The sequence below is a fragment of the Bacillus sp. FSL K6-0268 genome (assembly GCF_038005425.1).
Classification (GTDB): Bacteria; Bacillota; Bacilli; order Bacillales; family Bacillaceae_G; genus Bacillus_A; species Bacillus_A thuringiensis_S.
Map to the genome: position 1 here is coordinate 352,025 of NZ_JBBOTF010000002.1, position 23,380 is coordinate 375,404.

Genomic DNA, 23,380 nt, shown 5'->3' on the forward strand with positions numbered 1-23,380 from the left:
AGACGTTAAGTGGGGGACACGTTCACTAAAACATATTTACTTATTGATTCACTGCATTAACTACAAGTGCTGCATATGTTTCTGCACCTACTTTAGTTAAGTGTACACCATCAGGTGCAAAGTATTCACTCTTTCCAGCACTTGCGTCATACCAATCTACTAGCGTTACATTTGAATATTCCGCTGCTGTTACTTTTAATCGCTCGTTCACAATCGATTCCCATGGACGTGGTACCCTCGTATTAATCAATATTATTTTACGTTCCTTTCCAATTAATTTTATTAATGAAACAAGGTTCTCAGTAGTAAAAGCTCCATTTGTACCTAATCCAATAATGACATGGTTTCCTAAATTCCCTTCATTTTTTAAGCGTTCAACTACAGGAATTGCTTTTGACAGCTGGCGACCAATTTGTGCATCGATCCCAATATCAGGAAATGTATTTTTTAAATACGGAGCAATATCAATCATTATGGAATCGCCTATCGCAGTAACTGTTAGTGAATTTTTAGGTTGTACAGAATTCACTTCTTTTGATTTTTCTTGATTTTGAGGCGCTTCTTGAGTTAGATTTTCCCGTACTGCAACTGGATGTTTCGCAGGTTGTGTTTTCGTTACTTCCACCGTATCCTTATTAGCTTTTGCTACTCCTAAAACGGCTATGGCCGAAACGAATATTGTACCAATTAAAACTAACTTAATACCTAAAGTGACATTTTGAAGTCTTATATTTTTAAACTGAATATTCCGAAGTCCACCTTGTCGGATTGGATTTTCAATAAACTCCCAAGAAATTTGCGCAATTATAATAATCAAAATGAATTGAAGAATGGCTCTTATTAGTGAAAAATCTCCAGTATTTACTTTTGGGGTCGTCAATGTAAGAATTGGATAATGCCAGAGATATATTCCATACGACCTCACCCCTATCCAGCGTAAAGGTCTAAATCGTAAAAATTTAGCAATACGACTAGCAGGATGAGCAAGATTTGCTACTAACAATGCTGTTGCAATCGATAAAATAACCATCCCTCCGCGGTATAGAAATGCATCATATTGATTGGTCTTCCAAAACATAACCAATATAATAATAAGAGCACTCCCTCCTACCACATCAAGAATGAAACGTGCCTTTGGAATAATTTTATTTGTAAGCTCAGCGCTTGGCCAAATTAAAGCCAGTGCTGCTCCAATAAGTAAAGAAAAGGCCCTCGTATCTGTACCATAATAAATTCTACTTGGGTCAGTTCCCGGTTCATACAAAATTGCCATTGCTAACGCTGAAAAAGCAGCCCCCAGACAAATCCATAAAATTAACCGAGATCGTTTTTTTGTGTAATAAAGTCCTAAACTAATGATAAATGGCCATACAACATAGAACTGTTCCTCCACTGCCAGCGACCAAAAATGATTCAATGGAGAAGGTTGGTTAAAATTATCAAAGTACGATAATTTATGATAAATATACCACCAGTTACTAACATAAAATAATGCTGCTAATGAATCGTCACGCATTGTTTCAAGTAAAGAACTATGAAAAATCGCAATCCATGCGAACGTGATAACAAGCATAACAAGCATTCCTGGAAGCAATCGTCTTGCCCTGCTAAACCAGAACTTCTTTAAATCAATTCTCTTATTTTTTCTCCACTCCGTCACTAGAATATCTGTAATTAAATACCCTGAAAGTACAAAAAATACAGTAACTCCCAAAAAACCTCCAGGCATCCAATTAAAATTAATATGATACAAAATAACAGCCATTATTGCTAGGCCCCTTAGGCTGTCCAATCCAACCATATAACGACTATTTTTTTTTGAAGGTTTAATCACCTTACAATCCCTCCTATTTCTTAAAAATCAGGTTACGGTTAGTGATACAAAATGATACCTTTTTCTAAAAATTCTTTGAGAAATTGTTCTATAGCTTTGGTGTAAAGATAATGAAATATAAAAAACTATACTTCCAATTATTGAACATTATCCAACAATTAGAAGTATAGTTCAGAGCACCTTGCACTTTCCGAATAAACTTATTGTTTATTCGGAAAGTGCATGTATTTGTGGATTTTGATATGGTTGTTATAGGACTTTAATTAAGACGCTTGATTCATCTATTGACTCTATCTTAAACTTGTATCTGTTAATACTCAGCTATTTCACTGAATAGTGAATTTAGCACTAGACTCAGCGCCTTCGAGTAGCTAATCCACATTTTCACCATTTTAGAAAAATTGTACGCTAGTTAGTTGTTTATGCAACTAGGATTTATTTTGAGTTTAACCTTATTGGTTCAATTTGTAATTCGTATGTTAATAAAAATTTTATATTCTGTATTCCCTAAAATAGTTTACTAAGTAAAGTATTTTCGCAATTATACTATAAAATAAACTATGTCTTTTAACAACATAAAAAAGGGGCATTCACAATGGTCATTTTCCATCTATCTAAAAACGTTGTAAGAGTCCATATAAATTTTATAGTTTATTAGTCTAATGAAAGATAGTGCATATTATTTGAATGTTTCAACTTTCGGATTTTTATACCCATTGGTATCTTTCCTCAACTGTTCTCTAGGGATTCAACAAATAGACGCCCCTATTACTCGTAAAACTGAACATGCAAAGAAAAAGGCACTCTTACGAGCACCTTTTTCTTTGCTATTCATGATATATATCTTACTTTTCAATATACATAGAACGTATAATCGTACGCGTATATGGATGTCCGGACTCATTTTTTCCTTTTACATCAATCGTAAGATTGTATACACCCGATTGCTCTACATGCTGTACCATTGTAGACAACGTATTTGCATCTAATTGTTGGATCCCCGTAGATTGTGAAACGAGTGTACCCATCTGATTAACAACTCGCACCGTCATAGAAATATTCTCAGCTTCAACTGATTTTTCATTAACAGATTGCATTTGAACCTTTGCTGCATCCGCTTTCGTTTTAGCAGGTATTTTTAAACGGAACGGTGCTTCTTGTTGATATTGTACTATCGCTAAATAAGCATCTTTTACCGCTGTATTCATTTTTATTTTCCATTCACCTATTTCCATACTTTTCAACTGAAAGGTATGAATGGAAGCCCCTTTAAAAAAGGTATCCTTATCCGCTGTTAATACGGCCTCCTGTTTATTGTAGACTGTCCCTGTAGGTGAAATGAGTTGTACTTCGACCTGTTTATTTGCAGTTAAAATTGATACTGTTCCTGATGTTAGTGTATCTACAGAAAACGTAGCGTAATTATCTTGATGTGGAATTAGTTCACCACCTAAAACCGTTTGATTTTCTGTTGTACCTAACGCTGTATAAGACTTGTTCATAAAAGAGGATGATAACCTTTCTTTCCCCATCTCTTTCGTTTGTAGATAGGGTTCTATGCGAGCGAAAACGGCTGTTCCTGTCCGAATAGAGTCATGATCTAATGTAGGGTCGGAAAAAAGATGGGCACCGTACGGTAATGCGGTACTCCATTCACTGACAAGTCCATCGTTATTTCCATATGGAGACAAATATAACCCTCCCATAGATAAAGCAGAGAAAGTAGGACCCCAGCTCGTCCCTGCTAACGTGTAATACTGATTAGAGTTTATGACTGGATTCGTATCAATAATCGAGCGAAAACGCGCCATTTCACCAGTTTGTAACGCATACGTCCCTTCATCTTGTTGTCCTAGTAAGGATGAAAGCCATCCTGCCCACCAACTATATGCTAGATCTGCTAGATGTGTCCCATGATGAGGGGATCCAAGTGTGATTACCTTATCAACAAAACGATATGCGCCATATTGTACAAGGGCCGCTTGTGTATCAATTCCCCCTTTACTATGTGCGACGATGTTTACTTTTTTCCCAAAATGTTGAGAAATGGCTTCTAATTTTTCCGCCAATAATTTTCCATTTGTCCAGGGACTCACAGACCCTGCTCCCGCAGCATCATAGAGTTGTACAAAAGCAGTTTGATAACCAGCATGGTAAGCCAGGTCGTACATATTATTTTTCCCATGATAGTAAGTATCTTCGTACCAATCATTTGCCTTCCCATTCTTCCCTTGTACAAATACAATTGGTAATTTTGTAGAATCTATCTGTGCAGGTGTTGCCCCCACAAACCAATCTCCCGGTAGAAAAATGTCTTTTGATGGGAATACCTTACTGTAATCTAGATGTGTATCGGCAGATACAGAAGGTAGACTACAAAACATGATAAAAAAGAAAAAAAATGATTGCAATAGTATTTTACAATGCCTCAAGTGAATGCCCCCTATGTTTTTGTTTTCTATTATTACACACATTATTAAATTAAAGTTACATCTCCTCACCTCCCTTTTTACATAAAGTTTTTCATGATATTCGGTTTTCGAAAGAGAAAAACCTTTTATTCTAACAATTTCACTATATTTCCCTTATATAAATACAAGGAGTGTTATCCAGTAAGCCTGACCGAAGATATAAAATGAGGAGAGTAAAAATTGAGATAAATTGAACGTGAAAATTTTGTCTAGTTTTCGGACAAAATAAACATTCTATATTTTGAAGAAATCCTAGGTTTTATTATATTAATTCGTTATGATAATAATTGAAAAAAGTAGAGTATTCCTGATTATACGGCTGATTTTATCATTTTAGCCAAGAAAACGCCTTCCTCAAAAAACACGAAGTGAGAAGTGGGAAATGAATGAGCTTCGGACGAAGGATGGCGGAAGTCATCTTATTTGTTCGACATACAAACATTGTTACTTCACCACCTACAAAACATATGTTTGTTATATGATCGAACTACATCGAAATAGAAGTAAAACTTGTGACACAAACTATGACGGTCCAAGTTAAATTGCTTCCGACAAAAGAACAAATCAGGCTATTGAAACAACGTAGTCAAGAGTACATGAAACTCATTACTATACTTGTATCTGAAATGGTTAAAGAAAAATACAAAGGATATCAAAGCCACCCTTCCAAGTACAGTGAAAAAGAGTGCATGTCAACTCGTTTCAAAGCTTGTACCGTATTAACCGACACATATAATCGTAATGTCGACTTGTAGAAGCACAAGTTAGGTATACTTCGTATCACGAAGAAATCTACTAAATGGATTACTCAAATATCTGTCACGGTTCCTACAATAGAAAAACAGGAACAAAGATGAATGCAAGACCAAAAATCACAAAATGAGTCGTAAACTCGTTGATTTCGCAACGAATCATACGATTTCTGTCCTTCGATTAGAACAACTAACTAACAGCAGACAGACAGTGCGGGATAGAAGATATAAGTGTCCATGCGGATTTGAGAAACACCGCGATATCGTTGGGGGCGATGAATATTCGCTACGCAACTGTGGTTGTTGACAATAATAGTAAATCATTCTAAGAACCTATATGGTCTGTCTTAGGAGGGGTGATGGCACACTCTCATCTTGAAGACTGTTCAAAATAGAAATGGACTGCGAACATTTAGTCATTCAAGAATCTCATCCGTTACACCGTAAGATGTAGGACTTCCTGCTTTAGCCATGAGAGTATCAAATCCTTTAAGAATTAGAGGTGAAATTATTGAACAAAATAAATATTTTCTGCACAATAGATCGTCTTGGGCGACTATATATTCCAAAATATGTTCGACGAAACATGGAGGTTTCAAAACAAGATAAGATTGAAATATATACAGAAGGCCAAACCTTACAACTAAAACCTTATAAACCACAGTGTCTTATCACAGGCACATGTTCTAGTGAAAACATTGTATTATCTCGTGGAACAATTATCTTAAGCAAGGAAGGTGCCAAGCAAGTAATTACTCAAATCCAAACATATTTAGAAAAATAATCAAAAATATGAATTTAACATTTATCTTATATAAATGCTAAATTCTGCAATTCCACTACAAACAGAACGCTTATTTTTCAAAGAAGCGTTCTGTTTTACAACAAATTTAACAGATATATGTAGAAAGACTCCGAACAAAAAGATATTTAAATTTTCTTTATATTCACTTCTCCTTATTAGTATCTTTTTACTTTTTTATTCAATAAAGTACAATTAAAGCGGGGTGTATATCTTTTAGTATAGATAATTATCTAGCGGGATTTAAAAATATAATATAGATGTAAAAAGTAGAGCTTTGGAATCATTTGAATCACTACTCATAAAAAGAAACAACGTGCGCTCATAAAATTCAAATGCTTATCTAATAGAGCAGAAAGGATTGTATGTAGAATGTTATATTCAGAGCTAACTTTTTCGTTACAACAGAGTTTTCGTTCAGATTTATTTAAAGTATTACGCTATTATTTAGAGGATACAAATTATGCATGTGTTACAGAAAACACACCTATTGTGACAGATTCTTTTGTGGCGATGTTGGTTGTATATTTTCAAGGTTCTAATTTATTCTTAAAGTGGGAGCTAATGGGGTTCGAAATAGACATTATTTCATGTAAAAAGATATTACATGAAATTGAAACTGCCATGAGACAGAGAAATTCTACGTTAAAACAACGAAATTACTTTTATAGTTTACTACGGGATATAGGCATTCAAGAAAATATACCAAGGGACCTATTATGTTTGAAAAAAAGACTATTAGAGTTAGAAATGCTAAAAATTCAGCAAGAGACAAAAAAAGAATGTCCAAATCCTATGCAAAAAATCAAATTTTTGCAAAAAAAATGTAAAAACATTCCATTGAACGTTGGCGCTATCAAAGAATACGAAAAAATAGTTTAAATTAGCCTTGTCCCAGTGGGATAATAACGGGCATCATGTGTAATACACATATCCAAACAGGATGTAATATTAGATGGTTACAGATATAGCTAACAGAACTCTCGAATGGCACTTTACTTGATCTAAATGCGTATGTATCTGATGACAAAGAACTGGATTTGTACCTAAGTCTATTTTATTTTTGGTAACATCGATTTATATAATGTTTTGTATTACGATTTGTATACATTATTCAGTCAACTCCCCCCACTGAGATGAGGCGTTTCAGTGGGGGCTTGAGTTCAAACACTAGGTCTTTTCGTCTATCTCTAGACAGTTTGACGCTCTAGCACTCATGCCACCTTATGGTAACACCCCAAGTATGTTTTTGGTTGGTACTGGCAACGAACGATTGCTTTCCCACTTGCACCACCCTTTCGAAAAAGAGCAGTTCTTCCTTGCAGAAGAAGCCACCACTCAGATGAATCCGGCGTGTGCTACAAGCCCCGACAAGTCGAGTACACATGGATGGTTGACACACCCACTAAGCTATGCGCGAAGCAACAGCCTTACGTTTTTGCACTTTTAATAGAATCGGCGTTTTCACTTTCAGATTGTCATCCCATTCTACAATTCTTGATTTTTGCAATGTATTCAACGCACCATTCATATCAGCGTGGATACATGTTCCTGCTTTACTTTGGTACAGACCACGAGTGATTCGTTTTCCACTAAAAAGATAATGAGTCTTATCGCCATTAGACCAAACTGGAACCGGATCTTTATCCAGAAAACTAGCTTTTGAAGTATAGCTTTCTTCTTGTTTTACAAATCGGATGCCTTCTTTTATACATTTATTCTCAATTGCTACAATCAGTTTATGAAAGGGGATTTGCACAAACTTTTGATTATTCTTTTTTCCCATATCAGATTTTTGTTTCCAACCAGCGTTATACCCTACGACAATCGTATCTATGCCAAATGCTTTCACTTTTTTGAACAACAGGCCTACAGTTTGTGAAATGTAACCATGTATTTGTCGTTCTCGTTTATACCAAAGTGCAGCCATTTGATTCGTTACAACTCGTTTCGAAAGGCCATTCTCCATATTTTTCTGTTGTAGATTACGTATCACTTTGTTGAAGTATTGGTTAATAGATTTTAGTTTTTTTCCATCAATTAAGAAGGCATCACCTGTAGTTGTTACGCAACTTACTAATCTGTCTACACCTAAATCGCAACTCAAAGCGTTACTCGTAGTCGTGGGTTGTTTCTTCATTTGAGAGACGTGCATTTCATAGGTATAATGCACCTCAAAGAACCGACCTTTTTGCTTAGGTACAATCTCCATGTAGGAGATTTTTTTATTTCTTACGTTTTTCGGCATACGTATTTTAATGGAACCGAATTTTTTTCTGAATGCAACATTCATTGGAATGATCCAATACCCGTTCTCATCCACTTTTGGCACTTGATAGATTTCAATGATTCGTTTGTCAATGGAACGAGAATAATTCGGAAACTTCGGACGACCTGTGAACTTATCAGGATGTTTCTTCCACTGTTCCAACGCTTTAAAAAAGCTCTTCATTTCTGTAAATAAGGCTCTACGAATCGCTTGAACAGAGTTTGATTGAACGCCCGAGTAGTTCATATCAGCCTGCATGGCATTGTCCACTTCTTTTACAGTAGCCATTTTATTATCGTTCAAATAACTTTGTTTTATCGTGTACAACCCAACATTTCGCAGTGCTTTTGAACTATGCGCCATGCGCTGAAGTAAACGAAATTCTTTTGCAGTAAGGCAAGCTCGTCCGATATTCTGTTTCTGCGTGAACCGTTGCATCGTTTCTCTTTTCTTTTGTTTCCGTAATACTTTCACTGCCTTCTTTCTAGCCATTGTGTTCACCACCTCGTATGATAAAGTTAGGTTTTTTAGGAAAGGGATTTACCTATAAACCCATGAGTATCTAGTAAATATGGGATACTTATATTTGTAGATAGAGTGGTACCGGTCACCCCCTTGAATCTTGCATTCGGTTGAAAGATTGGTACCTCTGTCTAATAAGTAATTTACGAATGAGTTGGATGTTGATGGCTTTCTTAGTCATTCTTCGTATCTCTTACGAGGTAGTAGCACTTATTAGTTCAGAGGAGCACAAACACTATCTAATACTTATCAGAATAGAAGTGTATACGATGTTGTATTTAGGTATTGATATTGCCAAACATAAGCATTATGCATCCATTATGGATTCCAACGGGAATCCTGTGGAAAAACCATTCCCAGTCTATAATCATAGAAAAGGAGGCCAAGCATTATTAAAGAAAATATACCAACACATTGACGCCCCAACAGAAATTAAAATTGGAATGGAAGCTACTGGACATTACTGGTTAGCGTTATATTCCTTTTTGTTAGACCATGGGTTCTCAGTGATTGTACTGAACCCAATTCAAACGAACGCGTGGCGGAAAGGAACCGAAATTAGAAAAAGAAAAACAGATGCCATTGATGCGACAATGATCGCTGATATCATTAGGTTTGGGAACTTTTTAGAAACGCCTCTTGTAGATGAAAAGATGTTTGCCCTCAAACAACTCAGTCGCTTTCGTAATTCTCTCGTAAGTAGTATGGGTGATTTAAAACGTAAATCACTTGTCGTATTAGATCAAACATTTCCTGAATACCAAAAAATGTTCTCAGATGTTTTCGGTAAAACTTCCACACAACTTTTACTGGAGTATGCTTCTCCCAGTGACTATGAGCAAGTATCTATTGACGATTTAACCCAAATAATCGAACAAGCAAGTCGCAACCGACTGGGAAAAGAAAAAGCACATCAGATTATTGAATCTGCCTCTCATTCATTTGGTATTACTTTCGGTAAAGAAGCATTTTCATTTCAACTAAAAATGTTAATGGAGCAAATCCACTTTATTGAGATTCAACTGAAACAATGTGAAGAACAAATGGACCAACTCCTTATTGAACTGGATACCCCAATCACTACAGTACCTGGCATTGGCCCTATTTTAGGTGCCACTATACTAGGTGAAATTGGGGATATAAAACGATTTGATAAACCTTCCAAGCTCGTCGCTTATGCGGGCATTGATGCCTCTGTATCCCAATCAGGCCAATATAACTCGACTAGCATGTCAATATCGAAGCGTGGCTCTTCTCATCTACGTAGAGCATTATTTCAAGCTGCCGTTACTGGTTATAAATACGATCCAATTTTGAAATCCTTTTATGAAAAGAAAAAACAGCAAGGAAAGCATTATTACGTTTGTATCTGTGCAGTAGCCAGAAAATTATGTCATATCATTTACGCTATCTTAAAAAACAATAAACCTTATAAAGTCCCTATACCTATTGCCTAGAAATCAAGTTAATACCTTGATTTTTTCAGCCTTTTCTCAAGGGTTATTTGGTTTGCACTTTTTTTCAGCAAGCACTTCCATGATTTATTCTGTATTTCATCCTTGACTTTTCATAGTTGGTCTTTCTTAGAAAGTTCATTAAGCGTATTCATTACTTTTGGCTTAAGTAGCTGAATGATAATCATTATCTAATTTCGTTGCCTTACAATCTATTCCCTTCTTATCTACATAATATCGTAGGACAAAAAGAAACAAACATTCGCCCTCGAAAATTGTTATGAACGAAACAAAAGCGTTCAGCCTACCTGTTGGCGGCAATTCATCTCCACCTGAATTGTTGGGTTTCACCCGTAACACAGATCAGGTGAAGTCTTCTTGCCGGAAGAGATAAAAAAATTGTATGCCTCGGAATTTTAGAGTTAATTTGATCGTTTTTAGTTGGAACTAGGATTTCCTCGTATGATAAAGCAAGCACACAACGTAATCGTTATGTGCTTGCTATTTGCTACATTTATCAAAATAAAACGTTTAAAATTTTCATTTCTCATACATTTCAAACAATTATAGCCTATGCTTGCCAGAATACATAACTTAAAATGTAAGTATTCCCTGATGCTATTAGGCTAAAGCTATTTTGAAAATAACCGTTCCTGGTATGGCACATACAGTCCATAGTCGGCTATATGACATTATATATTACGCCCACTTACCTTCTTATTATTAATCAGAGTGACAATATACATAATAATTTCATATTATTACCGCTTCACTCGGGGATGCCGGTTCCCTTTCCCTTATAAGAACCCTCTTGTTCCCAAATTACTTAGAGTATAAACTATCACTTGAAATTTGTTGTTCAGGTCCATTATTAATAGACCATAACAATTCCATTATACTTAGACCAGGTCCATTGAAGTACTCTATTTTAATATTATATAATTCATCTTTATTTAAAGAGATTGATCGGCTAGTATGTTTTGTTTTTGACATTACATTGTAATCATCAATTACAGCTTCATCATTAATATAGACACGCACACCATCATCAGAATTCGTAATAATTTTATATTCCCCTGTTTGAGGCGCTTTAATTTTTCCAGTCCAGCGAATTGAAAAATTTTCTGGGACTTTTCCTAATGCGTCGGGTAAATCGCTAATAGTAATATTTTTATCTACACGTTCCATTACTTTATTATTAAAAAATACTCCTGTATAGTATTCTCCTAATAAACCATGCTCTACTTGAGGTGGTGTTTCACTTTTCACCAACCCTGCATTTAGATTTTTTAAATTATTTTGAGTTACAGTTATGTATTTCGTTAATCCATCACTACCAAAATAAGGAGCGGTTCCAAAAAAGCGATAATTTTGTGGAACGTTTACTTTCGCATAGTACTTCCCATCGGCCACATCACCAAAAGAATACTTCCCTTGTGAATCCGTTGTAGAACTTTTAATTAAAGATCCATTAACAGTAAATAAATCCATTTTAATATTATTGATTCCAGATTCCCCTGCATCCATCTTACCATTTTGATTTTTGTCTTCCCACACCACACCTGTATTTTCAGCAGCATATGTTGGCGTAGTCATCACATATTGACTACTTAATAGTGCGGTAGATAATAGTGTTCCATACATTATTTTGTTTAATTTCATAAAATGATTCCTCCCAAAGTTATTTTTCATTGACTTACTAAAGATAACGAATCCGAAAGGTCATAACAAACATAAAAATAACTTTAGGGAAAGGTCATATTTTATATTTTGATGACATTAACATAGGATATTTTGAAAAAGAGAGCTTTATTTTATCCAAAAAAACCCAGTACATACTTCCTTCTACATGTCCCTCAACTTAAGAAAATAAAATGTTGTTCTTTTAAAAAAGCAACTAATTTGACATCATGGTTATAGTTCTACTGCAAATTTTTTCAAAAAAAGAGACTACCATCTGAAAAAGAAACACAGAGAATCACACATAACATATTTTTATAGAAAACAATTCAAATAAAATACTATTTTAATAGTCGATAATTAAAATTAATACTACCGTTTTTCTTTACCCTTGCCGTTAGAAATTATCATCACTTCAATTTGTCTACCTCCATTTTGATTTTTACTACTCATCCATACATATTCAAAAGTTCTGTTATTTCCGAAAAACTCCTTAGATTCTACTTAACATAATCGTATTATACGAAGAAAAAAAGCCTACAGGGATAGATACATTCCAATTGTTTGGTATCACGTCTTTTGGTTCAAATAATCTATCAAAACAAGCAACTATCACAAGATATAACCTTTATGAGCGATAACCCTAAAAACATTTATCAACCTATACAATCTAGTCAATGTATATAATTTATTGTATGTTTAGTGTGCAAACAAGACTTTGACTGTAAAAATGAAATAAAATTAGAAAGGAGCATACTATGAAGTATTATGCGTCTATCATTCTGAAGATTGCCTTAGTAGGAATTATCGGATTTCTATTTGGAACTACTATAAGTGCTGAAACTGAGAAACCTTTTCAATCCAATGATTTTTCTACATATGGGCTTGGCTTAAAGGATAATAAAGTGAGTGAAGATATCCCAGAATATACACCGTCTACTTATTATCTTACAAAACAGGAAGCCGCTATACAAAAACAACAAGGAGTTTCCAATCCAAACATTCTTCCAAATCAAATCAACTTACGTGAATATTTTCCAGAGGTACGAAGTCAGGGGAAATTTGGAACTTGTGTCCCCTTTGCTACAACTGCTTTAAGAGAATACTATATTGCGAAAGATGCGGGAGCTCGTGGAACGGATATTACGTATTTATCTCCCTCTTATATTTATTACCCAAGTGGACCCAAGGATGGTATGTATTTCGAATCAGCATTTCAAATTTTAAAACAAGAAGGCGTACCGCCAGAAACAGAACGCTTGTATGATTTAAATCCAGAAAATATAAACCAGTTTAAAGAACCGCTTACATCATTACAACAAAGAAATGCCCTGCCTTATAAAATTAGTTCCTATCAAGCCATACGCCAAGCAAATATGATTGCCGATATCAAACAAGCATTAGCCAATCAAGATCCTGTTTTAGTAGGAATACATGTATATCCAAACTTTGATGCAACTCCTACATCTGGAATTGTACCGCCTGTTACGGAAAAGAAATCACGGGGAGGACACGCCCTCGTGGTAGTGGGATATGATGAGACAAACCAATGGTTTATTATAAGAAATAGTTGGGGAACGAAATTTGGCGATCACGGATATGCTTATATGACATATCAAACATTATTAGATATGTCAAATAGTGTCGCTTATGTTATTAAGCCTATACAAAAACAATATCCACCATTTGGTGTACAAATAACAACTGCAAATATAAATTCTTCTGAAGTCAAATTCAATGTTTCAGCGAAAAACGTAACTGCATATGATTTATATAAAAATAATCAAAAAATACAGACTTTCACAACAAATATCATTACAGATTTAAATATTCGGCCCGAACAATCCTACATGTATCATTTGGTCGCAAAAAATGCAATTGGAGAAACGCGTAGTTATCCTTTATCGATTCTGACCCCATCTTTCATACAAATAGGGAAAGCCAATTAATTATGCTGCAATTGGGAACCATAAACACACTTGATAAACATTGATGTAAAAAAGAATAGAGACAAAAGGAGAACCTGTTATATACGACAGGTTCTTTATATCACTAAAAATAATAAATTTTCAGGAAAACTCATCTTTACCACACGAATGAAAAGTGAGTTAACAGTTACTCTTTAGTACTTCATTAATAAAAAATCAGATTTAAAGGATAAAATATACTTCAGAGTTATTAATATAGAAGACATACTGCAAATTATTTTGCTTTATCACAACTTAATGTTCATATTGAGAAAATGATCATCCCGCCAACACAAAATGGTGATTATGAATAAAGATAATACGAATTTCCGAAGTATCCATATTCGTAAAGTTTACAAAGTTTTCTATGACCATACCATTTTGATGCATGATATGGATAAGTTGAGTTGGAATTTTCCTTTCGCCATACTTTCTTTTCTCACCCATTATATGGAAAACAGTAAATTTACAGATATCAACAGAGCTCATCTTTTTGCCTGAATTATTCATTTAATAAGAAGAAAAATCAAAAGTATAGGAAATAAACCTTACCTATAACGTCACAGCCTTAGAAACATTTAGTTTTGTAAGACAATCAAAAGTAAATGTTTCTGCTAATGTCCGATGGGTATCGTTAACAGATATCTAGTTATTGATAATAGCTATTTTATGTCCACTAATATACAAAATTCCCTTTGGTGATTTAGCGCTATTACTATACATACCCCAAAATTTCGAGCTTACTAGCAAAAAATTCATAATTTTACAACATAATAATCTATAGTTTCACTCCCACTCCCATTGGCCTTACTCCTATTGATATCGTTGCTACTACAGCATTGGTACTCCCGTTTATCACGGATACATTATTTGAAATTATATTAGAATTTGTTATATAAATCAGATTCGTTAATGGATTCACTCCCGCTACTACTGGTAATGATCCTACTGGTATAGTTATTAATACAATATTTGTATTTCCGTTTATTACGGATACATTATTTGAATCATAATTTACTATATAAACCACATTCATTGATAAATTTACTGCTCCTCCTTCTGGTGATGTTCCTACTGGTATAGTTGCTACTACAGCGTTGGTACTCCCATTTATCACAGATACATCATTAGTAACACGATTTGTTACATAAATCAGATTCGTTGATGAATTTATACCTATGCCTACTGGTGATGTTCCTACTGGTATAGTTGCTACTACAATGTTTGTACTTCCATTTATCACGGATACATTATTTGAAATATTATTTGCTACATAAATTAGATTTGTTGATAAATTAATACCTATACCCCACGGGTGCAGATGTTAATACTGTATTTGTATTCCCATCTATTACAGATACAGTATTTGAATCATAATTGGCTATATAAATTAGATTCGTTAACGAATTTACTCCCACTCCAAATGGTCTCATTCCTACTGGTATAGTTGCTACTACAGTGCTTATATTTCCATTTATCACAGATACAGTATTAACAGCCCGATTTGTTATGACCTGGTCAAGAAAAACTAGAACATAAAATAGATTACGCAATGGATTTTGAATATTGATAAGGGGTCATTCCGTTTAATGTTGAATGAGGACGAACAGAATGATAATACATATAAATAAATTCAGCGACTAATTGATTGACTTGGGGCAAGGAAAATAGTTTTTCTCCATGCAAGCATTCCCGTTTAAAAATGCTAAAAAAGGATTCCATTACTGCGTTATCCCAACAATTTCCCTTACGGGACATACTTTGCTGAATCATTTGTTGCTTACAAAAATCCGTAACTTTGTAACTTGTAAATTGTGATCCTTGATCACTATGGAATAAAATCTTTTTTTGATTTCCATAACCATTTCTAACTTGTTGAATTGTATCTTTTACTAACTGAGCATCTTGGCAAGTATCCAGCGAATAGCCAAGCACCCGACGGGTGCCAACATCTAATGCAGCACAAAAATATACTTTCAATCCATTCATCAAACGAAATCCTGTAATATCGCATCTACAGTTGGTATGTCTTTCTTACCAGGTTGAAAAGAACGCTCTAATACATTTGGAAACACTCGATGTTCTTGTTTTCGTTTTTTATAATATGTTACTACTTTTGATTGCAGATTTGCATTGTATAGAGTTTCTCTTACTTGAGATACTGTAACTTTAACGTCTTTTTTCACCAGATAACAGTACAACTTTCGATATCCCATTCTTCCTTTTAAACGTTTAAATTGCATGACAATATAAGCCGCTGTCTCTTTACGTTTTTTCTGATTTTCAGTAGGTTTACGATGTATATAGTCGTAAAAACCACTAACAGACACTTGTAATCGATGGCAAAGCCAGCGCACTCCAAATATTTTATTATATTGTTTGATAAACTGAAAACGTGTTAGTTTTGATTGCTGGCAAAGAAGGTTGCCGCTTTTTTTAAGAATTCATTTTCCTTTTTTAACTCTTGAATTTCTCTCCTTAAAGAACGTAGTTCTTCCATTTCTGTCTTTTCAGGAAACGTAAGACGCGCTTTATATTGTTTGATCCACTCATTTAAAGTACCATTTCCTAAACCGAATTCATTTTTGACACTTATAATTGTACGACCTTCTTTGACTACCAATTCCACACATTTTCTTTTAAATATTTCATCATATGTTTTTTGCATTTGAAACACCTGTTATGAAGTGACCTTTGTCAATAGTTTTTCACCCATAATATTTTTCTTGATGGCATACAAAAGCTTCAGAAATAAGATCTATCGACAGTTAACCACTCTGTTATTCGTGGATTGGTTACCTCAGGTTAATGGTCCGTCGTTAGGCTCTTATAATCTCATTACGTGGTTCACATCTTTTCACATTCTAATAAATAGCTTGTTTATCAGAACTTCAGCTGTGCCAGAAAGGTGTCAACATAGATAGCCAGACCTGTAATTCATTATCTCTGAAGCTCATCTATACCATCAATCGATTGATACTTTGGATCTCTAACTATGAATGCAGCCCCTTCATATCCCTTTTTAATTTTTTAAATTTTTCCTGTTTCTAATCCCCAGATAAAACACCCAAGTTCTCTTGCAATCGCTGTAAGGGCAACATTTCTGGGCTTCCCTTGATACATCATGCGATGATATTTTCTTTGTAACCTTTCTACTGCCCGATCTGCATAGGAAATTACTTCGCTTTGTTGCCCTTTTTGTCTTGCTTTCACTCGTTTCGATTTTAATCCGATTGTTCCTTTTACCAGCGCATTTGCACATTCTACAAGTGTAGACCTAACGGTCGAATTTCCTTGTTTTGTAATCGAACTTCGACTGATTTTCTCTCCACTTGAACTTTCGCTTGGCGTCAATCCTAGATAAGCCATAAATGCTTTAGCTGTGGGAAAACGAGTGAAGTCTGCAATTTCTATATGAACAATCATTGCTGCGGTTGTGTCTATCCCTTTTAAGCATCTTAACTTCGCGACTGGTTCTTCGTATCTTTCACTATGAGATAATTTTTCTAATCTCAGACTAAAGCGCTCAATTTTATCAACTAGAACATCATACTGTAATAGATATTCATCCAACGTTTCTTTAAACAATCCTTGTAAATCAAGATTTTTTAACCATTTCATATAAGCGATTGTCCAGCTTGATTTCCCTTCATACACACAACCCTGCCTTAAAAGGAATGATTTTATCTGTTGTTTCATCTTCTTCAATGATGTTTTAAAATCACTTAGCATGCGGATATACTCTTTCACGGCAACATCCTCTTCTTCTGGAACATATACTTCTTTATAAGTGCCATTCGCTAAATTAAGAGCGATCATTTTGGCATCGAATTTATCATTTTTCACCATTTTATTTTTAGATGAACTATACATTGTTGTTGGAGCTAAAATATCACAATCAATCCCGTTTTGTTCAAGAAGATTATGAAGTGAATACCCTAAACAACCCGCCTCATATCCAGCTTTAATGTTTATATCTTCACCATATTTTGTTTTCAGTTTCTCAACGAATTTTTTTACGAGAGATACATTTGAAGCACATCGTGCTTCTCTTACAATTTCCCCAGTTGTTCCGTGCAGTGCACATAAGCTAAAGCTTTCCTTATGGACATCCATCCCAATATAGATTATATTTTCCATAGTGGCCTCCTATTATCATAGGGTATAAACCCAGTTATACTGTTTGTTTCACTCATTATTATGGGCTAAAATCCCTGACTTGATAATCTAGGAGGTCACTTCATATTATCTCTTTATATAGAATAATTTATTTCTATATCGTGTTCCAGTTTTACTTTACCACCTCATCCCGTATCTCCGGTAGGTCCTGCATTTCCTGTAGGTCCCGCATTTCCTGTAGGTCCCGTACCTCCGGTAGGTCCTCTATCTCCCATAGGTCCCGTACTTCCTGTCGCTCCCGTACTTCCCGTCGCTCCCATATCTCCTGTAGATCCTCTATCTCCTGTAGGTCCTGTACTTCCCGTTGCTCCCGTATTTCCGGTAGGTCCCGTATCCCATCCCATACTTCCCGTTGCTCCCTATCTCCTGTAGGTCCTCTATCTCCTGTAGATCCCATACTTCCCGTTGCTCCCGTATTTCCGGTAGGTCCCGTATCTCCTGTAGATCCCATACTTCCCGTTGCTCCCGTATTTCCGGTAGGTCCCGTATCTCCTGTAGATCCCATACTTCCCGTTGCTCCCGTACTTCCGGTAGGTCCCTTCCCGTATCTCCTGTAGATCCCATACTTCCCGTTGCTCCCGTATCTCCGGTAGGTCCCGTATCTCCTGTAGATCCCGTACTTCCCGTTGCTCCCGTATCTCCGGTAGGTCCCGTATCTCCTGTAGGTCCCGTACCTCCGGTAGGTCCTGCATTTCCTGTAGGTCCCTATCTCCCATAGGTCCCGTACTTCCTGTCGCTCCCGTATTTCCGGTAGATCCCGTACTTCCCGTCGCTCCCATATCTCCTGTAGATCCTCTATCTCCTGTAGGTCCTGTACTTCCCGTTGCTCCCGTATTTCCGGTAGGTCCCGTATCTCCTGTAGATCCCATACTTCCCGTTGCTCCCGTACTTCCGGTAGGTCCCGTATCTCCTGTAGATCCCGTACTTCCCGTCCTCCCGTATCCCCGTACTTCCCCCCGTATCTCCGGTAGGTCCCGTATCTCCTGTAGGTCCCGTACCTCCGGTAGGTCCTGCATTTCCTGTAGGTCCTCTATCTCCCATAGGTCCCGTACTTCCTGTCGCTCCCGTATTTCCGGTAGATCCCGTACTTCCCGTCGCTCCCATATCTCCTGTAGATCCTCTATCTCCTGTAGGTCCTGTACTTCCCGTTGCTCCCGTACTTCCCGTCGCTCCCGTATCTCCGGTAGGTCCTCTATCTCCCATAGGTCCCGTACTTCCTGTCGCTCCCGTATTTCCGGTAGATCCCGTCGCTCCCGTATTTCCGGTAGATCCCGCTCCCATATCCTGTAGATCCTCTATCTCCTGTAGGTCCTGTACTTCCCGTTGCTCCCGTACTTCCCGTCGCTCCCGTATCTCCGGTAGGTCCTCTATCTCCCATAGGTCCCGTACTTCCCGTTGCTCCCGTATTTCCAGTAGGTCCCGTATCTCCGGTAGGTCCCGCATTTCCTGTAGGTCCCGCATTTCCTGTAGGTCCCGCATTTCCTGTAGGTCCCGTACTTCCCGTCGCTCCCGTATTTCCCATAGGTCCCGTACTTCCCGTCGCTCCCGTATTTCCGGTAGATCCCGTACTTCCCGTCGCTCCCATATCTCCTGTAGGTCCTCTATCTCCCATAGGTCCCGTACTTCCCGTTGCTCCCGTATCTCCGGTAGACCCCGTACTTCCCGTTGCTCCCATATCTCCTGTAGGTCCTCTATCTCCCATAGGTCCCGTACTTCCCGTTGCTCCCGTATCTCCGGTAGACCCCGTACTTCCCGTCGCTCCCGTATTTCCAGTAGGTCCCGTATCTCCGGTAGGTCCTCTATCTCCCATAGGTCCCGTATTTCCAGTAGGTCCCGTATCTCCGGTAGATCCCGTACTTCCCGTTGCTCCCGTATCTCCGGTAGATCCCGTACTTCCAGTAGGTCCTGTAGGAAAAACAAAAGGTTTAATAGGCGAAAGAGTAGGACCAATTAAATTTAAATGTAACTCATGAGTTTGAAGTACTTCATTTGTTTCTTTTATCTTATTTTTATCATTCATTTTATTACCTCCTTTATTTTAGTACAGGAAAATTTATCATTTTAGCCAAGAAGACTTCTCCCTCAAGGAACTCGAAGTGAGTAGATGGGAGATGAATTGGCTTCGTACACGGGCTAATAGAAACCATCTTACTGGTTTGGCATATATAATTTTTCACTTCACTACCTATCAAATGTATGTTTTTTGTACAATAGAACCAGATTGAAATGGGGTAAAACGGATGAAGTGAATAAAGCCTATACGTTTCATATCTACCCAAATCAAACACAAGCGACTCTAATCAATAAAACGATTGGCTGTTCTCATTTGATATACAGTCATTTCCTATCCCTATAGAATCATATACAAAGAAGTCGGAAGAGGTTTGATATATGGTACATGCACTGCCAAACTTCCTGCCATGAAAAAGCGTTTGTTTGACCAAAATGATAAAGAAAGGACATCCATTTTTATATTGAACACACACTCCTCTCTTCACAATACTCTAATTAACGTACAATTCTCCCGTAATGGTATTTTGAGGCCTTCTTGTACTAATACTTAAGACAAACGGTACAAACAGAAAAAAATATGTAGTCTCATTCTATAACAATCACCAACATTTTGAACCAAAGATACCAAGCTTAAATTATTGAAAGTATCATATACTAAAAAGATGCATTTTGTATTGGGAAATCCCTATGTCATTTGTAATACAAAAAAAGATATTGAAATTAATCATATACGTTTTTTGTTTTAGCGCGTTGTAGTAGTAACCATTTTAAATAGAAAAGAAAGTGCTCGTTGGAACAACCTCACTGTTTAACTAAAGGTAGAATATTCCAAATATGTTGTTCGGATCGTTTGTTACAGCTGTCGCAATTAGCGGGTTTATAGTTTTTAATCATACCGGCTGGCCCATTGGCGCCAGGAAATAGTCAAACCGGTTTTGTACCAAGAAAGAAAAATACCTATAAAACAAAGGGGTCCCCTCAAGGCATATTAAAGAAGCTTATCTAGAATATTTAGCGGAAAAATCGATAAAAGAATTAACGAATTACGAAAAAAAGGGGCAAATACAAGAAAAAGGAAAAGAGCCAGACCACGAGTTAAGTTTATAGGGGATAAACAAAAAAAGACGAACCGAAATAGTACACGGTGCATTTCGATTAATATTAATAAACCGAATATAAAATCATTTAATATGATTGAGATTTATCATATACTTGCAGTTTAGAAACTCCTATGGACGAAAATCCAAATCATGAAATATAAGATCAAAAGGGATTTCATATATATACAAATTTAGTTAATAGAATCAAAATGTCTGATAATACAGGTGGTCTAGTACTTTCTGGTTATGTTCCCCCTGACTAATCTATCTTTAAGTGCTGCTAGCACCTTTTAATTAATAACGGAACAAATATTATTGGACCAATAACTCCAGGAATTAGTCCAACCAGTTTTATACCAAACATAGAAACATTAGTTTTCTGTTACTGTAAGAACTATCTGTTATAGGTAGCGTTTCAGGCGAGGCTGTGCGTTGAGTAAGCTTAATTCATAGGGAGGAAAATTGAAATTCAAACTTCATAATAAAAAAGCGACGTGCTGAACGAATATGCATTGTCTCATCTCAACAAGTATTGCTGCAACAATACTTGTTGTAGCATGTCTTTTTATTCTCGAAATAGTTAAAAGGAGTTCAACTTTCTTTTAATAGGATGAAAGAAGTTCATTATCTTTGTTATTGGTCGAATAAATTCTTCGAGAGATTGACAAATAATAAAATTTGATGTGGATTTAAAGTCCCAAATCAGAATTTGGTAATCCATGGTACCTTCGGCATTTACTACGTCTACCTTAACATCAAACCATCGACAGCATTGCCGTCAAGCTAAAGAATTAACACCATAGTCGTTATACCATTATTACTACCCAAAGGTATACTTCTTTAAATGAGATGAGCTACAGTCCTACTTAAAAAGGTTTATAAAACAAAAAATGGTTATTTTTTTGGTTAATGAAGCATAAAAATGATATTGTGAAGAAAAAAAGTGTTTTATTTTTGTGGAATATAACATACATATAATTGCAACATGTGTTGCTATATTTTCTATATTTATTGACACATGTTGCATATCGATATTACTGAAAAAAAGTAATGATTTATGTGTTTTTTAAAATAATTTGTAGGAAAATCGGTTCTGTTGCAAATTAACAAAACATAAACCTGTTTACAATACGCGGTTATAGTTTAACCCGTTTTAAAAATAGCCAAACTCTAGTACGTAGAAACCACTAAAATGTTATAAAAACCATAGCCTATTTTGTTTTTTTCAATAACTCATTATTGACAATACAAATTTAATTTATCAACTATCTCTAATTTCCATAAATCTTGAACAGTTTGTAATCTATTTTTCATAAATGTGGTATTTAATTGCGATGCACGATTTACTTCATCCACTAAGCTAGATAACATAGCATCTAACTCATTCCATTTTGTATTTAAGCTTTCTAATGAACTAAGCAAGCTTAACGTTACAAAGTTTCCATCTGTATTAGGTCCATTAATATTACCGATAATCATATCAATATGATTATATAAAACCTGTGCATATAAAAATTTTTGCTTTGCACCAATAGTATCGTATCCGTCTGCTAAAACTTTTACTTTGGTGTTCACCATTTGCAATTGCTGTGAATTTTGCGCAAACGCTTGTTTAAAACCATTTATTTGCGTTAATAGTTCTGTAAATCCATCCTTAAAATCTGTAATGTCAGACTGCAAATGCATCAGGTCGATGAGAATATATTTTTGTAATGTTGGATCTTTTACTTGTTGTTGTACTTCAATTTCTTCTTTTATCACTTTTAACTTATCATCAAATTTAGTATTATACTCCATAATTTGCTGCTTTCTCCAGTATAGCGTAGGTTGTAGAATATTTTTCCACTGATTAGCCAGTATAAATACATTATTTTCAAGATTTGTCGCATTTGATAAAGTAGCCTCTGATAGATCTGTATTATTTTTAACTGCCGTTATTTTATCTACAAAAGAAGGATGTATTTGAATAATATTACTTGTTAATGCATTTATAGTAGAAACAGGCCCAACTATCATTTCTGCAGATACAGGATTTGACATAAAAGAAGAAATAACAATACATATAACAATTAAATAATAATTCTTTATTTCCCGAATATATAACATATATATCACTTCCCATATATTCAAATAAGAATTATATGTATAAATATTTATACACATAAAACTCTTACCTACTAGTTTTTCATTTGTTGAATTTTTACAATGGATTGACTATCCCCTTTATGAGTAAACAATTTTTTTATTCCTCAATACCTTAGTTTTGTCTATACTCTTTTCATAATATGTATAAAAACGAACGGACCATGATACTTTATATAGACTCTTCGTCAAAAA

Annotated in this window: 15 protein-coding genes and 3 pseudogenes; 6 read left to right on the forward strand and 12 right to left on the reverse strand. The window is 35.7% G+C overall.

The window, feature by feature from the left end; translation table 11 throughout:
- Nucleotides 1-40 precede the first annotated feature (40 nt).
- Entirely contained in the window at nt 41-1,834 is a 1,794-nt protein-coding gene (locus MHI28_RS32580; protein ID WP_340828662.1) for an acyltransferase family protein, read from the reverse strand.
- Nucleotides 1,835-2,679: 845 nt separating this feature from the next.
- Nucleotides 2,680-4,218 carry an esterase/lipase family protein gene (locus MHI28_RS32585; RefSeq protein ID WP_340828810.1) on the reverse strand — a complete coding sequence of 513 codons (1,539 nt, stop codon included), beginning with the start codon at nt 4,216-4,218 and terminating at the stop codon, nt 2,680-2,682.
- A 599-nt stretch (nt 4,219-4,817) separates the two neighbouring features.
- Between MHI28_RS32585 and MHI28_RS32590 the strand changes: the two are divergent.
- The 3 genes and pseudogenes from MHI28_RS32590 (at nt 4,818) to MHI28_RS32600 (ending at nt 6,741) form a co-directional block, all read left to right on the forward strand.
- A pseudogene (locus MHI28_RS32590) lies at nt 4,818-5,386 on the forward strand (zinc ribbon domain-containing protein).
- A 182-nt stretch (nt 5,387-5,568) separates the two neighbouring features.
- Nucleotides 5,569-5,841 carry an AbrB/MazE/SpoVT family DNA-binding domain-containing protein gene (locus MHI28_RS32595; protein ID WP_340828665.1) on the forward strand — a complete coding sequence of 91 codons (273 nt, stop codon included), beginning with the start codon at nt 5,569-5,571 and terminating at the stop codon, nt 5,839-5,841.
- A gap of 390 nt (nt 5,842-6,231) precedes the next feature.
- Nucleotides 6,232-6,741 (forward strand): hypothetical protein, encoded by a 510-nt coding sequence (locus MHI28_RS32600; RefSeq protein ID WP_340828666.1) that lies wholly within the window; start codon nt 6,232-6,234, stop codon nt 6,739-6,741.
- A gap of 523 nt (nt 6,742-7,264) precedes the next feature.
- Here MHI28_RS32600 and MHI28_RS32605 read toward each other — a convergent pair.
- On the reverse strand, nt 7,265-8,620 hold the full coding sequence (locus tag MHI28_RS32605; protein WP_340828667.1) for a transposase: 1,356 nt from the start codon (nt 8,618-8,620) through the stop codon (nt 7,265-7,267).
- Nucleotides 8,621-8,919: 299 nt separating this feature from the next.
- On the opposite strand from MHI28_RS32605, the gene MHI28_RS32610 reads away from it, so the two are divergent.
- The gene (locus MHI28_RS32610; protein ID WP_340828668.1) at nt 8,920-10,107 is read left to right on the forward strand and encodes an IS110 family transposase; all 1,188 of its coding nucleotides are present in this window, start codon (nt 8,920-8,922) and stop codon (nt 10,105-10,107) included.
- Between the two features lie 819 nt (nt 10,108-10,926).
- On the opposite strand, the gene MHI28_RS32615 is transcribed toward MHI28_RS32610, so the two are convergent.
- Entirely contained in the window at nt 10,927-11,766 is an 840-nt protein-coding gene (locus MHI28_RS32615) for a PA14 domain-containing protein (protein ID WP_340828670.1), read from the reverse strand.
- Nucleotides 11,767-12,542: 776 nt separating this feature from the next.
- Here MHI28_RS32615 and MHI28_RS32620 point away from each other — a divergent pair.
- Nucleotides 12,543-13,733, forward strand: coding sequence for a C1 family peptidase (locus MHI28_RS32620; protein ID WP_340828671.1), 1,191 nt, complete (start codon nt 12,543-12,545; stop codon nt 13,731-13,733).
- A gap of 796 nt (nt 13,734-14,529) precedes the next feature.
- Here the strand turns inward: MHI28_RS32620 and MHI28_RS32625 are convergent.
- The 7 genes and pseudogenes from MHI28_RS32625 to MHI28_RS32650 all read right to left on the reverse strand — a co-directional run bounded on the left by MHI28_RS32625 (nt 14,530) and on the right by MHI28_RS32650 (nt 19,950).
- On the reverse strand, nt 14,530-14,994 hold the full coding sequence (locus MHI28_RS32625) for a YncE family protein (RefSeq protein WP_340828673.1): 465 nt from the start codon (nt 14,992-14,994) through the stop codon (nt 14,530-14,532).
- 52 nt (nt 14,995-15,046) lie between these two features.
- Nucleotides 15,047-15,232 (reverse strand): hypothetical protein, encoded by a 186-nt coding sequence (locus MHI28_RS36330; RefSeq protein ID WP_445661805.1) that lies wholly within the window; start codon nt 15,230-15,232, stop codon nt 15,047-15,049.
- 64 nt (nt 15,233-15,296) lie between these two features.
- Entirely contained in the window at nt 15,297-15,740 is a 444-nt protein-coding gene (locus MHI28_RS32630) for an IS3 family transposase (RefSeq protein ID WP_340828676.1), read from the reverse strand.
- Complete coding sequence (locus MHI28_RS32635) at nt 15,740-16,108, reverse strand: hypothetical protein (protein ID WP_340828677.1); 369 nt, start codon at nt 16,106-16,108, stop codon at nt 15,740-15,742. Before MHI28_RS32635 ends, MHI28_RS32630 begins: the two co-directional genes overlap by 1 nt.
- 41 nt (nt 16,109-16,149) lie before the next feature.
- Complete coding sequence (locus MHI28_RS32640; protein ID WP_340828567.1) at nt 16,150-16,419, reverse strand: transposase; 270 nt, start codon at nt 16,417-16,419, stop codon at nt 16,150-16,152.
- Between the two features lie 362 nt (nt 16,420-16,781).
- Nucleotides 16,782-17,891, reverse strand: a complete 1,110-nt coding sequence (locus MHI28_RS32645) for an IS110 family transposase (RefSeq protein ID WP_100909858.1) — start codon at nt 17,889-17,891, stop codon at nt 16,782-16,784.
- A gap of 164 nt (nt 17,892-18,055) precedes the next feature.
- A pseudogene (locus MHI28_RS32650) lies at nt 18,056-19,950 on the reverse strand (exosporium leader peptide-containing protein).
- Nucleotides 19,951-20,175: 225 nt separating this feature from the next.
- On the opposite strand from MHI28_RS32650, the pseudogene MHI28_RS32655 reads away from it, so the two are divergent.
- Nucleotides 20,176-20,359 (forward strand): annotated as a pseudogene (locus tag MHI28_RS32655) (helix-turn-helix domain-containing protein); the annotation flags it as partial.
- 1,920 nt (nt 20,360-22,279) lie between these two features.
- On the opposite strand, the gene MHI28_RS32660 reads toward MHI28_RS32655, so the two are convergent.
- Entirely contained in the window at nt 22,280-23,149 is an 870-nt protein-coding gene (locus tag MHI28_RS32660; protein ID WP_340828678.1) for a hypothetical protein, read from the reverse strand.
- Nucleotides 23,150-23,380 lie beyond the last annotated feature (231 nt).